This window comes from Pseudomonas sp. PDM21 (assembly GCF_014852505.2).
In the GTDB taxonomy this organism is placed as follows: domain Bacteria; phylum Pseudomonadota; class Gammaproteobacteria; order Pseudomonadales; family Pseudomonadaceae; genus Pseudomonas.
This window is the reverse complement of the sequence record NZ_CM181223.1, coordinates 4425963-4439452: the sequence shown is the minus strand read 5'-3', so window position 1 is coordinate 4439452 and position 13490 is coordinate 4425963. Positions and strand designations below refer to the sequence as shown.

Below are 13490 nucleotides of genomic sequence, written 5' to 3'. Positions count from 1 at the left end.
CCGGCATCTGCCGGCGTTATTGCCGTGAAACACATGAGAGGAAGTCACAGTGTCGCGTAGACGCGTAGTCATCACTGGCATGGGTATGTTGTCGCCCCTGGGTGTGGATGTGCCGAGCAGTTGGGAAGGCATTCTCGCCGGGCGCAGCGGTATCGCCCCGATCGAACACATGGATCTGTCCGCCTTTGCCACCCGTTTCGGCGGCTCGGTGAAAGGGTTCGACGTCGAGCAATACATGTCCGCCAAGGAAGCTCGCAAACTCGACCTGTTCATCCAGTACGGCCTCGCCGCCAGCTATCAGGCGGTGCGTGATTCCGGCCTGGAAGTCACCGACGCCAACCGGGAGCGCATCGGCGTTGCCATCGGTTCGGGCATCGGCGGTCTGACCAACATCGAAAACACCTGTCGTTCGCTGTTCGAGCAGGGCCCTCGGCGCATCTCGCCGTTCTTCGTGCCTGGCTCGGTCATCAACATGGTTTCCGGGTTCCTGTCGATCAACCTCGGTCTGCAGGGCCCCAACTACGCCATCACTACCGCCTGCACCACCGGCACCCACAATATCGGCATGGCCGCGCGCAACATCGCCTACGGCGACGCTGACGTGATGGTGGCCGGCGGGTCCGAGATGGCGGCCTGCGGTCTTGGCCTGGGCGGCTTCGGCGCCGCTCGCGCGCTGTCCACTCGCAACGACGAGCCGACCAGGGCCAGTCGTCCGTGGGACCAGGACCGTGACGGCTTCGTGCTCTCCGACGGCGCCGGTGCGCTGGTGCTGGAAGAGCTGGAGCACGCCAAGGCTCGTGGTGCGCGCATTTACGCTGAAGTCGTTGGCTTCGGCATGAGCGGCGACGCCTTCCACATGACCGCTCCGCCGGAAGACGGCGCCGGCGCTGCCCGTTGCATGAAAGCCGCGCTGCGTGATGCCGGGCTGAACCCCGAGCAGGTCGACTACATCAACGCCCATGGCACCTCGACGCCGGCCGGCGACATCGCGGAAGTCGCCGCGGTGAAGTCGATCTTCGGCGACCACGCCTATCAGTTGTCGATGAGCTCCACCAAGTCCATGACCGGCCACCTGCTGGGTGCTGCCGGCGCGGTCGAGGCGATCTTCTGCGTGCTCGCGCTGCGTGATCAGGTGGCTCCGCCAACTATCAACCTGGACAACCCCAGCGAAGGCTGCGACCTCGACCTGGTCGCCCATCAGGCCAAGGAGCGTCCGATCGACGTCGCCCTGTCCAACTCCTTCGGCTTCGGTGGCACCAACGGCTCCCTGGTATTCCGCCGGTTCCACGGCTGATGCAGAGCTGGATCGACGGCCAGAGCGCCGAGGCCCTGTCCGCGCGTGATCGCGGGCTGGCCTACGGTGATGGGCTGTTCGAGACGATTCGCGTGTCCGCAGGCCGTCCGCGCCTGCTGGTACGCCATCGGGCGAGGCTGGAGGAAGGCGTTCGACGCCTGTCCCTTCCAGTCTCTCTCGATCTCGTCGAAGACGAACTCCTGCGTTTTTCCGCCTTGCTCGGTGATGGCGTTGCCAAACTGATGCTGACCCGTGGCGAAGGCGCGCGCGGCTATGCGCCGCAGGCCGATGCCCAGGTGCGCCGTTTGCTGCTGGCCTCGCCCGCGCCGACCTACCCGGCGAAGAACCGTGAGGAGGGCGTCACGCTCTTCCCCTGCGCCACTCGACTGGCTGAGCAACCACTGCTCGCCGGCCTCAAGCACCTCAATCGCCTGGAGCAGGTCCTGGCTCGCGCCGAGTGGAGCGACCCGGCCTTCGCCGAAGGATTGATGCGCGATGTTTCCGGGCGGATCGTCGAGGGCGTGTTCAGCAACCTGTTCCTGGTGAAGCAGGGCGCACTGATCACCGCCGAGCTCAGCCGTTGCGGCGTCGCTGGTGTGATGCGTGCCGAAATCATCGAGCGCGCCAGCGATCTGGGGTTGCCGGTCATCGTCCGTGACGTAGAGCACGGCGAACTGGCGCAAGCCGATGAGGTCTTTCTCTGCAACAGTCTCTACGGTATCTGGCCGGTGCGCGGCATCGCCGAGCACGCTTGGCCGGTCGGGCCGCTGACCCGTAAACTGCAGGGCCAACTCCGCGAACTTCTGGATTCCTGATACGTGATGCGCAAATTGCTGGTGCTGCTGGAAGGCGGCCTGCTGCTGGCCGGGCTCGTGCTGGGCCTGGCGGCCTGGGAGCAGCACCGTGCGCTGCAGCAGCCGCTCCAGCTCACCGAAGAGCGTCTGCTTGATGCTCCCAGCGGCGCCACCCCTGGCCGCCTGCTGACCCGCCTGGAGGACGAAGACGTCCTGCACGGCGGCTTCTGGCTGCGTCTGTACTGGCGCTTCAACCTGGCCGGTGAGGCGCTGCACAGTGGCGAATACCGCCTGACGCCCGGCATGACCGCCGCCCAACTGCTCGATCTATGGCGCGAAGGCGATGTGGTGCAGTACGGCCTGACTCTGGTCGAGGGCTGGAACTTCCGCCAGGTGCGCGAGCTACTCGCCCGTCAGCCCAAGCTGGAGCAGACCCTGAATGGCCTCAGTGATGCCGAGGTCATGGCGAAGCTGGGCAAGCCCGGTGTCTTCCCGGAAGGCCGCTTCTTCCCCGATACCTACCGCTTCGTCCGCGGTACCAAGGACGTCGACATCCTCAAGCACGCCTACCAGCGCATGGACAGTATCCTGGCCGAGGAGTGGGACAAGCGCGCGCAGGAACTGCCCTACAAGGATTCCTACCAGGCGCTGATCATGGCTTCGCTGGTGGAGAAGGAAACCGGCGTGCCCCAGGAGCGCGGCCAGATCGCCGGCGTCTTCGTGCGGCGCCTGCAGAAGAACATGCTGCTGCAGACCGACCCGACCGTGATCTACGGCATGGGTGAGCGCTACGCTGGCAGGATCACCCGCACCGACCTGCGCACGCCGACGCCCTACAACACCTACGTGGTCGCCGGCCTGCCGCCGACGCCCATCGCGCTGCCCGGCCGCGAAGCCATCCATGCTGCGCTCAACCCGGTGGCGGGGCAGAGCCTGTACTTCGTCGCCCGCGGCGACGGCAGCCATACCTTCTCCGACAACCTGGACGACCACAACAAGGCCGTCCAGGAGTTCCAGATCAAGCGCCGCGCCGACTACCGTTCCAGTCCGGCGCCCGTCCCGCTGCCGGCGCAGACGCCGGATGCAGACGCTCCCGCTGCAGATTCTCCTGCAGCGCAGTAGCCCGATAACACAAGGAGTGAGCCGAGTGACCGGCCTGTTCATCACCCTGGAAGGCCCCGAAGGCGCGGGCAAGAGCACCAACCGCGAGTACCTGGCCGAGCGCCTGCGCGAGCGCGGCATCGAGGTCCAGCTGACCCGCGAGCCCGGCGGCACGCCGCTGGCCGAGCGCATCCGCGAGCTGCTGCTGGATCCCAGCGATGAACGGATGGCGGTGGATACCGAGCTGCTGCTGGTCTTCGCTGCCCGTGCGCAGCACATAGCCCAGGTGATCCGTCCGGCACTCGAGCGCGGCGCCGTAGTGCTCTGCGATCGCTTCACCGACGCCACCTATGCCTACCAGGGCGGCGGTCGTGGTCTGCCGGTAGAGCGCATCGCGCAACTTGAAAGCTTCGTCCAGGGCAGCCTGCGCCCGGACCTGACCCTGGTCTTCGACCTGCCGGTGGAAATCGGCCTGTCCCGCGCCGCCGCCCGGGGGCGCCTGGATCGCTTCGAGCAGGAAGACCGCGCCTTCTTCGAGGCGGTGCGCAACACCTACCTGGGGCGCGCCCACGCCGAACCGGGGCGCTATCACGTCCTCGATGCCGCACAGTCGCTGGCCGAGGTTCAGCGCGACCTGGACAAGCTGCTGCCGGCCTTGCTGGAGCGCCTCAATGGCTGACATCTACCCCTGGCAGCAGGGCCTCTGGCAGCAGCTCAGCAGTCGCCCGCAACATGCCCATGCCTATCTGCTGCATGGCCCGGCCGGCATCGGCAAGCGTGTGCTGGCGGAAAACTTCGTGCATTTCCTGCTCTGCCAGCGCCCTGAAGGCGGCAAGGCCTGTGGTCACTGCAAGGCCTGCCAGTTGCTGGCGGCCGGCACCCATCCGGATTATTTCCTGCTGGAGCCGGAAGAGGCGGAGAAGCCGATTCGCGTCGATCAGGTCCGCGAACTGGTGAACTTCGTGGTGCAGACCGCGCAGCTCGGCGGTCGCAAGGTGGTACTGCTGGAGCCGGCCGAGGCGATGAACCTCAACGCCGCCAACGCGCTGCTCAAGAGTCTGGAAGAGCCCTCGGGCAATACCGTGCTGCTGCTGATCAGCCACCAGCCCAGCCGTCTGCTGCCGACCATCAAGAGCCGCTGCGTGCAGCAGGCCTGCCCGCAGCCGACGGCCGCGCAGGCTCGTGCCTGGCTGGCCAGTGCGCTGCCGGATGAGTCGCCGGAGGCGCTGGACGAGCTGCTGGTGCTGGCCGGTGGCTCGCCGCTGACTGCTCAGCGCCTGCAGGGCCAGGGGGTGCGCGAGCAGCGCGCTCAGGTGGTGGAGGGCGTGAAGAAGCTGCTCAAGCAGCAGGTTGCCCCAAGTCAGCTGGCGGAAAGCCTGAATGGCGTACCCTTGCCGCTGCTGTTCGACTGGTTCTGCGACTGGGCGCTTTTGATGCTGCGCTACCAGCTGGCCCGCGACGAAGAGGGCCTCGGGCTCGCGGACATGCGCAAGGTCGTGCAGTATCTCGCCGAGAAATCGACGCAGCCCAAGGTGCTGGCGATGCAGGACTGGCTGCTGTTGCAACGGCAGAAAGTCCTCAACAAAGCCAACCTCAACCGTGCCTTGCTTCTCGAAGCCTTGCTCGTACAGTGGGCAAGTCTGCCCGGGCCGGGCTAGAATCCGGCCATCGGAAAAATCTGCCAGGACAGCTGAATGAGCTTGCCACCAAATCTGGGTCCGCGTAACGGAATCCTGTCCCTGACCATCAAGGACAAATCCGTGCTGTATGCCGCCTACATGCCGTTCATCCGCAATGGCGGGCTGTTCATTCCGACCAACAAGACCTACAAGCTGGGTGATGAGGTCTTCATGCTGCTCAACCTGATGGATGAGCCGGAGAAGATCCCGGTCGCCGGCAAGGTGGTCTGGATCACTCCGAAGGGCGCCCAGGGTAACCGCGCCGCCGGTATTGGCGTGCAGTTCAACGATGGCGACAATACTGCGCGCAACAAGATCGAGACCTACCTCGCCGGTGCGTTGAAGTCGGACCGCCCGACCCATACCATGTAGAATTTGCAAGCTTTACAGGCTGCAACCACGAAGCGCCCGCATGGGCGCTTCGTCATTTTCCGGAGAGTGTTTTCATGCTGGTCGATTCCCACTGCCACCTCGATCGCCTCGATCTCGCCGTCTACGACGGTTCGCTGGATGCCGCGCTGGACGCCGCCCGCGCGCGCGGCGTCAGCCAGTTCCTGTGCATCGGCGTGAGCGCGGACAATGCCCGGGCAGTGAAGGATCTGGCCGATCGCTATGCCGACGTGCATTGCTCGGTGGGCGTCCACCCGCTGGACCTGGAGCCCGGCGCCGCGCCGGCGCTGGACTGGCTGCTGGGCGAGCTGAACCACCCGCGCGTGGTGGCCATTGGCGAGACCGGCCTGGATTATCACTACGAGCCCGAAGCCGCCGAGTTGCAGCAGGAAGCCTTCCGCCTGCATCTGGAGGCCGCCAGGGTCACCGGCAAGCCGGTCATCGTGCATACCCGCGAAGCCCGCGCCGACACCCTGGCGCTGCTGCGCGAGGCAGCGCTGCCGCAGGCTGGCGTGCTGCACTGCTTCACCGAAGACTGGGAGATGGCCAAGGCGGCGCTGGATATCGGCTTCTATATCTCGCTGTCGGGCATCGTCACCTTCCGCAATGCCGAGCAGCTGCGCGAAGTGGCCCGCCAGGTGCCGGTGGATCGCCTGCTGGTGGAAACCGATTCGCCCTATCTCGCACCGGTGCCTCACCGCGGCAAGCCAAACCTGCCCGAGTACGTGCGCGAGGTCGCCGAGTACCTGGCCGTACTGCGTGGGGTGAGCTTCGAGACCCTGGCTGAGCAGACCACCGCCAACTTCCGCCGGTTGTTCCCGCTCGCTACCTGAGCGTCTTGAGGTGGAATTGTCTTGGCGCGGATACATTTCCTGCGCGCAAAAAAAACCCGGGTTCTGGGGGATGAATCCGGGTCAAGACCATTAGGAGTGTAACAATAAGGTACGCGATCCTCGGTACCTTCACCGGCGGGGCACTTGGGGGGAGATGCCGCGCACCGGTATCTACAAGTATTGGCCAAGATGCGGCGACTGCCACAGGGTGCCCGGTGTTTTTTAAACGGATTTGGAATACATCACACCGGGCTGAGCAGTTTTCTCGGTCGCGCCTGCGTCATTGCCCCGCCAGAGCCCCGATAAGCCCCAGGGTTTCCTCGATGACCGCCTCGCTGGTGTAGAAGTGTGGCGAGAAGCGGATACCCGCGCCACGCTGTATGCACACCACCTGTTCAGCGCGTAGGCGCTCCAGCAGACGGGTATTGTCCCAGCCGGCGAGGCTGAAGGTCAGGATGCCGGCGCGACGGGCCGGGTCCAGCGGGCTGTGCAGCGAGGCGCCGTCGATGCGGCCCAGGCCGTCGTACAGTTGCTGGACGCGCGCCCGCACCAGCTCACCCACCACTGGCATGCCGACTTCCTCGAGCAGGCTCAGGCTGGCCTCCAGCGCCACCGCGCCGAGCATATTCGGGCTGCCGCACTCGAAGCGCCGCGCACTGCGGGCCGGCTGCCAGTCGGCGAGGTCATAGCTGCCGGCGTTTTCCAGCATGTGCCAGCCGTATTCCTGCAGCGCCAGTTGCTCGCGCTCGGCGGCGCGGCAATAGAACACTCCCAGGCCTTCCGGGCCGAGCATCCACTTGTGGCCGTCGGCCATGGCGAAGGCGCAGTCATAAGCCTGAACGTCGAAGGGCAGGGCGCCCAGTTGCTGGATGGCATCGATGCAATACAGCACGCCGCGCTGGCGGCAGCCGGCGCCGAGGCGCTCCAGGTCCATGCGCAGGCCACTGGCGTATTGCACCGCGCTGATTGAGAGCAGGCGCGTGCGTGGGGTGCAGGCGGCCAGCAGGTCGCCTTCCGGGTCATCACCGTCCAGGCTCACCTGGATGACCTCCACGCCGCGCGGCTTCAGCGCTTCCCAGACGATACGGTTGGAGGGGAATTCCTGGTCGCTGATCACCACCTGGTCGCCGGCGCGCCAGTCCAGGCCGAAGGCGACGAACGACAGTGCCTCGGAGGTGTTCTTCACCAGTGCGATGTCGCCGGTGGTCTGGGCGTTCACCAGGCGCATCAGGCGCTCGCGCAGGCGCTTCTCGATGGTCAGCCACTGCGGGTAGTCGCGGGCGCCCTGCAGGATGTTCTCCTGAGCGAAGGCGGCAACGGCGTCTGCGGCGCGCTTGGGCCAGGGGGCGACTGCCGCGTGATTCAGGTAGCGTAGGCCGGTTTGATGGGGAAACTCGGAAGAAAAGCTAATCATGTCGGATGATCCGTGCAATTTGGCGCTGAATAGGCATAATACGCGGCTTCGAATTTTGACTATTTTTGACCGAACAGTCTTTTTATGCAGAAAGAGCCGCGCAAGGTTCGCGAATTCCGTCGTCGCGAACAGGAAATCCTCGACACCGCCCTCAAGCTGTTCCTTGAGCAGGGCGAAGACAGTGTCACGGTCGAAATGATCGCCGATGCTGTGGGTATCGGCAAAGGCACCATCTACAAGCACTTCAAGTCCAAGGCGGAGATCTACCTGCGCCTGATGCTGGACTACGAGCGCGATCTGGCCGACCTGTTCCACTCCGAAGACGTCGCCCGCGACAAGGAGCGCCTGTCGCGCGCCTACTTCGAGTTCCGTATGCGCGACCCGCAGCGCTACCGCCTGTTCGACCGCCTGGAGGAAAAGGTGGTGAAGACCAGCCAGGTCCCGGAGATGGTCGAGGAGCTGCACAAGATCCGCGAATCCAACTTCGAGCGCCTGAGCCAGCTGATCAAGGAACGCATCGCGGCGGGCAAGCTGGAAGACGTGCCAGCCTACTTCCACTACTGCGCGGCCTGGGCGCTGGTGCATGGCGCCGTGGCGCTGTACCACTCGCCGTTCTGGCGCGAAGTGCTGGAGGACCAGGAGGGCTTCTTCCAGTTCCTCATGGACATCGGCGTGCGCATGGGCAACAAGCGCAAGCGCGACGGCGATACGCCGGCCGCCTGAGTCGCCATTCAGATGGCCCATCGTCGCAGTTGCGACAGGGCTTGCGGTGAGGGTGGGGATATACTTGCATGAGTGATTCCCACCGGAGCCGAGCATGATCGTCGACCGCCAGGGCAGGCGCTTCCGCAACCTGCGGGTCAGCCTGACCGCCGCATGCAACTACGCTTGCACCTACTGCGTGCCGGACGGCAAGCGCCTGATCGCCGCGCAGGACGAACTCTCCGCTGAATCGCTGGTGCGCGGCGTCGCCTACCTGATCGAGGCCGCCGGCATCGAGCGGCTGCGGGTCACCGGCGGCGAACCGCTGGTCAGCCCGAAACTGGATGCCTTCCTGCACGGCGTCAGCCGCCTCGGCCTGCGGGATATCGCCCTCACCACCAACGGCCAGTTGCTGTCGAAGAAGCTGCCGCTGTTGCTCGATTGCGGCATCCGCCGCCTCAATGTATCCCTCGATACCCTGGATGCCGAAGCCTTCCGGCGCATCGCCCGTGGCGGTGATCTTGCCACCGTGCTCAAGGGGCTCGACGAGGCTCGCGCTGCGGGCCTGAAGATCAAGCTCAACATGGTGCCCCTGCGCGGGCAGAACCTCGACCAAGCCGTGCCGTTGCTTGACTACTGCCTGGAGCACGGCTTCGAGCTGCGCTTCATCGAGCTGATGCGCATGGGGCATCTTGCCCACGATCCGAACGGCTTCCACCAGCAGTTCGTCAGCCTGCAGGAGCTGCTGGAACTGATCGGCGAACGACACTCCTACATCCAGGCCGATGCGCCGGTGGATGCCACGGCCATTCGCTACGAAGTGCCGGGGCAGGGCTTCTTTGGCGTGATCGCCAACGAGAGCGTGCCGTTCTGCCGGACCTGTTCGCGCCTGCGCCTGTCCTCCACCGGTTGGCTGCATGGCTGCCTGTCGTCGAGCAACCGTCATTACGTCGGCGACCTGCTGGAAAAGCCGCGCCACCAGGCGCTGCCGGCCCTGCAGCGGCTGCTGGTGCGCGCCCTGGCGGACAAGCAGGAAGTCGCCTTCTCCGGCGGCGTCACCATCATGAAGATCATCGGCGGCTGAGACCGCCCCCAGACCTGATTAGCCCATGCCCAACGAATTCCCCATTTCCTATATCGAACCGGTCTTCCGGCCGCCGAGCGAGGCGAACTCGCTCATTCTTCCGGTCACCAACGGTTGTTCGTGGAACCAGTGCGGCTTCTGCGAGATGTATACGCAACCGCAAAAGAAATTCCGCGCCCGTGACGAGTCCGAAGTGCTGGAGGAGATTCGCCGCTGTGGCGAGCGCCTGATCGTGCAGCGGGTGTTCCTCGCCGACGGCGATGCGCTGGTGCTGCCGACGCGGCGCCTGCTCAACATCCTCCGCGCGATCCGTGAGCACATGCCTGAGGTGGACCGCGTCTCCAGCTACTGCCTGCCGCGCAACCTGCGCAAGAAGTCGGTTGAGGAGCTGAAGGAACTGGCTGACGCCGGCCTGCGCATGGCCTATGTGGGCGCCGAGTCCGGCGACGACGAAGTGCTGGCGCGGGTGAACAAGGGCGAGACCTATGCCTCGACGCTCGATGCCCTGCGGAAGCTGGGCGAGGCGGGGATCACCCGCTCGGTGATGATCCTCAACGGCCTGGGCGGCAGCACGCTGAGTGCCCAGCATGCCGACAACTCGGCGCGCCTGATGAACGAAGCGCAACCGGAGTTCCTTTCCACTTTGGTTGTCAGCTTTCCCACCGGCGAAGAGCGCTACCGCGCCGGCTTCCCGGACTTCCAGCCATTGTCGCAGGCCGAGCTGTTCGTCGAGATCGAGCGTCTGCTGAGCGCGCTGGAGCTGCGCGACACAGTGTTCCGCAGCGATCATGCGTCCAACTACCTGGTACTCAAGGGCACCCTGGGTGCGGACAAGGCGAATTTGCTCGCTCAGGTGCGTCAGGCCATCGAGCAACCCCAGCGCGCGCATCTGCGCCAGGAATGGCAGCGCGGCCTGTGATGGCGCGGAAGCTGCATTGCCTGTCCGAATGCCGGTTTTTCGTCGCCGGCTCCGGAGACTTTGCATGCGCCAACTGATACTGATCCTTGCCTTCGCCGCCTTGAGCGGCTGCATGAGCCCCAATGACCTGGCCGACGGCACCGATTACTACCTGCGCGACGCGGGCTTCCTCGATCACAGCCAGACCCGTCGCACTTCGAACTGGCGCCTGCAGCAGGACTCCTTCATCTATATCGCCCAGGGCCCGTTCGTGCCGCCCGGCCATGCCTATGCGCGGCCCAACGTGGTGGCGGAGGAGGCGTTCAAGGGCTTCGTCCAGTACTTCCCGCTGGTGCGCCGGGCCAAGAGCCCGCTGGGGCTCGAGGGCGCCATGCAGGAGGCGCGCGCGGCAGGCGCCAATTATCTGCTGTATACGCGCTTCGCCCGTGGGGAGGACAATGCCGGAACCTACGAGCAGTACGAAGACACCGATAATGCCGTGGGCCGCGACCGCAGCGTGATCCAGGTAATGCTGATCGAGACCGACAACCGCTACTTGGTGGACAGTGCGACTATCCGCAGTCGCGGCGGTTTTCTGACATTCTATGACGCCAGCCCCGAGGACCTGATCGGGCGACCGCTGGAAGACTATGCCCGCAGCCTGCTGGGGGTGAAGACGCGAGAGGAGTACCAATGACAGATCCACAGACTCAAACGGACCGGGCCGGCAACCTGCTGGCGCAGATTCCCACCAGCAAGGACAAGGGGCTGCCGCCGGTACATCTGTGGAACCCCGATTGCTGCGGCGATATCGACATGCGCATCGCCCGCGACGGCACCTGGTACTACCTGGGCACGCCGATCGGCCGCAAGCCGATGGTGCGGCTGTTCTCCACCATCATCCGCCGCGATGGCGACGACTATTTCCTGGTCACCCCGGTGGAGAAGTGCGGGATATCCGTCGATGACGCGCCTTTCGTCGCGGTCACCCTGGCGGTCGAAGGGGAGGGGGAGCAGCAGGTGCTGCGCTTCACCACCAACGTCGAGGATGAAGTGGTAGCCGACGCCGCTCATCCGATCCGGGTTGAGCTGGACCCGCAGACTCAGGAGCCATCGCCCTATGTGCTGGTGCGGGTGAACCTGGAAGCGCTGATCCACCGCAACGTGTTCTACCAGCTGGTGGAACTGGCGGTTCCCCGCGAGATCGACGGTGTTGACTGGCTAGGCGTCTGGAGTTCCGGGGAGTTCTTTCCTATTGCGCCGCAGCCGTGACCTGACGGTCTGAGCGCGGCCGGTAGTTCGATTTCGGCTTCGCTACAACTTTTTCGAACTTGCAAAAAAGGCTCCCGAGGGAGCCTTTTTCGTTACCGCCAACTCAATTACATGTTGGGGTAGTTCGGACCGCCAGTGCCCTCGGGGGCAACCCAGGTGATGTTCTGGGCCGGGTCCTTGATGTCGCAGGTCTTGCAGTGCACGCAGTTCTGGGCGTTGATCTGGAAGCGCTTGCTGCCGTCGTCGTTGCTCACCACTTCGTACACGCCAGCCGGGCAGTAACGCTGCGCGGGCTCGTCGTAGAGCGGCAGGTTCTTCGCGATCGGGGTGTTCGGGTCGGTCAGCTTCAGGTGGATCGGCTGGTCTTCCTCGTGGTTGGTGTTGGACAGGAACACCGAGGACAGCTTGTCGAAGCTGATTTTGCCGTCCGGCTTCGGATAGTCGATCTTCGGTGCTTCGCTGGCCTTCTTCAGGGTCGCGTAGTCCGGAGTCGTATCGTGCAGGGTGAACGGAATCTTGCCGCCGAAGATGTTCTGGTCGATGAAGTTGAACGCACCGCCACCGATGGCGCCGAACTTGTGCATCGCCGCGCCGAAGTTACGGCTGCGGAACAGCTCGTCATACAGCCAGCTGCCCTTGAAGGCATCGACGTAGTTGTTCAGCACGTCGCCGCCTTCGCGGCCGGCGAACAGGGCTTCGGCCACGGAGTCGGCGGCCAGCATGCCGGACTTCATGGCGGTGTGGCTGCCCTTGATCTTGGCGAAGTTCAGGGTGCCGAGGTCGCAACCGATCAGTGCGCCGCCCGGGAAGACCATCTTCGGCAGCGAGTTCAGGCCGCCCTTGCAGATGGCGCGAGCGCCGTAGGCCACGCGCTTGCCGCCTTCCAGGTACTGCTTGATCACCGGGTGGTGCTTGTAGCGCTGGAATTCGTCGAACGGCGACAGGTGCGGGTTGGTGTAGGACAGGTCGATGATCAGACCGACCACCACCTGGTTGTTCTCCAGGTGGTAAAGGAAGGAGCCGCCCGGGTTGTCATCGTTCAGCGGCCAGCCGGCGGTGTGCACCACCAGGCCCTGCTCGTGCTTGGATGGGTCGATGTCCCAGATTTCCTTGATGCCGATGCCGTAGTGCTGGGCGTCGGCTTCGCTGTCGAGCTTGTACTTCTTGATCAGTTGTTTGCCGATGTGGCCACGGCAGCCTTCGGCGAACAGGGTGTACTTGGCGCGCAGTTCCATGCCCGGGGTGTAGTAACCCTCTTTCGGATTGCCTTCGCGGTCGACGCCCAGGTCACCGGTGACAATGCCGCGCACCACGCCATTCTCGTCGATCAGCGCTTCCTGGGCGGCGAAGCCCGGGTAGATCTCGACGCCCAGGCCTTCGGCCTGCTGGGCCAGCCAGCGGCACAGGTTGCCCAGGGAGATGATGTAGTTGCCTTCGTTGTGCATGGTCTTGGGCACGAAGAAGTTCGGCACCTTGGCCGCCGCTTCCGGGCTCTTCAGCACATAGATGTCGTCGCGCTTGACGGGGGTATTGAGCGGCGCTTCGAGTTCCTTCCAGTTGGGGAACAGCTCGTTCAGCGCGCGGGGCTCGAACACGGCGCCCGAGAGGATGTGGGCGCCCACTTCGGAACCCTTCTCGACCACACAGACGCTGATTTCCTGACCCGCGTCGGCGGCCTTCTGTTTCAGTCGGCATGCGGCGGACAGACCGGCAGGGCCGGCGCCGACGATGACGACGTCGAATTCCATAAATTCGCGTTCCACTATCGATCTCTCCTGAATCAAGGCTCTGGGTATTTTGTAGGTATTGGGATGGGCGTGCCCCCACCCAGTAAGAGCGGGGCGCATTATAGCTAGACCTGTTGCTATATCTAAACCCTTTATCGAACGCAATACAAACGTTTGTTTGAATCGCGTGTAACCCTGATAGAATCGGGGTCCGCGGCTTATGAAGGGGTATTTTCGTGTATTGACCCGCCCGGTCGATGCAGTCAAGATACCTGCGGTTTTGCGGTCGCGTTGCGCTGGAT

At 64.5% G+C, this 13490-nt stretch carries 14 protein-coding genes; 12 read left to right on the top strand and 2 right to left on the bottom strand.

The window, feature by feature from the left end; translation table 11 throughout:
* Positions 1-49 precede the first annotated feature (49 nt).
* The 7 genes from fabF to IB275_RS20255 all read left to right on the top strand — a co-directional run bounded on the left by fabF (position 50) and on the right by IB275_RS20255 (position 6091).
* The gene (fabF, locus tag IB275_RS20285; protein WP_192290711.1) at positions 50-1294 is read left to right on the top strand and encodes a beta-ketoacyl-ACP synthase II; all 1245 of its coding nucleotides are present in this window, start codon (positions 50-52) and stop codon (positions 1292-1294) included.
* Positions 1294-2109: an aminodeoxychorismate lyase gene (gene pabC, locus IB275_RS20280; RefSeq protein ID WP_192290709.1), complete on the top strand. Its 816-nt coding sequence runs from the start codon at positions 1294-1296 to the stop codon at positions 2107-2109. Before fabF ends, pabC begins: the two co-directional genes overlap by 1 nt.
* 6 nt (positions 2110-2115) lie before the next feature.
* On the top strand, positions 2116-3210 hold the full coding sequence (gene mltG, locus IB275_RS20275; RefSeq protein WP_192292458.1) for an endolytic transglycosylase MltG: 1095 nt from the start codon (positions 2116-2118) through the stop codon (positions 3208-3210).
* Between the two features lie 25 nt (positions 3211-3235).
* Complete coding sequence (gene tmk / locus IB275_RS20270; protein WP_192290707.1) at positions 3236-3868, top strand: dTMP kinase; 633 nt, start codon at positions 3236-3238, stop codon at positions 3866-3868.
* Positions 3861-4847, top strand: a complete 987-nt coding sequence (locus IB275_RS20265; protein ID WP_192290705.1) for a DNA polymerase III subunit delta' — start codon at positions 3861-3863, stop codon at positions 4845-4847. The genes tmk and IB275_RS20265 overlap by 8 nt, the downstream gene beginning before the upstream one ends.
* A 36-nt stretch (positions 4848-4883) precedes the next feature.
* Positions 4884-5240, top strand: coding sequence for a PilZ domain-containing protein (locus tag IB275_RS20260; RefSeq protein ID WP_009621447.1), 357 nt, complete (start codon positions 4884-4886; stop codon positions 5238-5240).
* 74 nt (positions 5241-5314) lie between these two features.
* Entirely contained in the window at positions 5315-6091 is a 777-nt protein-coding gene (locus IB275_RS20255; RefSeq protein WP_192290703.1) for a TatD family hydrolase, read from the top strand.
* A 280-nt stretch (positions 6092-6371) separates the two neighbouring features.
* On the opposite strand, the gene IB275_RS20250 is transcribed toward IB275_RS20255, so the two are convergent.
* Positions 6372-7505, bottom strand: a complete 1134-nt coding sequence (locus IB275_RS20250) for an aminotransferase class V-fold PLP-dependent enzyme (protein ID WP_192290701.1) — start codon at positions 7503-7505, stop codon at positions 6372-6374.
* Between the two features lie 84 nt (positions 7506-7589).
* Between IB275_RS20250 and IB275_RS20245 the strand changes: the two genes are divergently transcribed.
* The 5 genes from IB275_RS20245 (at position 7590) to IB275_RS20225 (ending at position 11461) form a co-directional block, all read left to right on the top strand.
* The gene (locus IB275_RS20245) at positions 7590-8228 is read left to right on the top strand and encodes a TetR/AcrR family transcriptional regulator (protein ID WP_045211585.1); all 639 of its coding nucleotides are present in this window, start codon (positions 7590-7592) and stop codon (positions 8226-8228) included.
* 94 nt (positions 8229-8322) lie between these two features.
* Positions 8323-9291: a GTP 3',8-cyclase MoaA gene (locus IB275_RS20240; protein WP_192290700.1), complete on the top strand. Its 969-nt coding sequence runs from the start codon at positions 8323-8325 to the stop codon at positions 9289-9291.
* A gap of 25 nt (positions 9292-9316) precedes the next feature.
* Positions 9317-10210: a radical SAM protein gene (locus tag IB275_RS20235; RefSeq protein ID WP_192290698.1), complete on the top strand. Its 894-nt coding sequence runs from the start codon at positions 9317-9319 to the stop codon at positions 10208-10210.
* 64 nt (positions 10211-10274) lie between these two features.
* On the top strand, positions 10275-10886 hold the full coding sequence (locus IB275_RS20230) for a DUF4823 domain-containing protein (protein ID WP_192290696.1): 612 nt from the start codon (positions 10275-10277) through the stop codon (positions 10884-10886).
* Complete coding sequence (locus IB275_RS20225) at positions 10883-11461, top strand: DUF1285 domain-containing protein (protein WP_192290694.1); 579 nt, start codon at positions 10883-10885, stop codon at positions 11459-11461. Before IB275_RS20230 ends, IB275_RS20225 begins: the two co-directional genes overlap by 4 nt.
* A gap of 107 nt (positions 11462-11568) precedes the next feature.
* On the opposite strand, the gene IB275_RS20220 is transcribed toward IB275_RS20225, so the two are convergent.
* Positions 11569-13224 (bottom strand): electron transfer flavoprotein-ubiquinone oxidoreductase, encoded by a 1656-nt coding sequence (locus tag IB275_RS20220; protein ID WP_192290692.1) that lies wholly within the window; start codon positions 13222-13224, stop codon positions 11569-11571.
* Positions 13225-13490 lie beyond the last annotated feature (266 nt).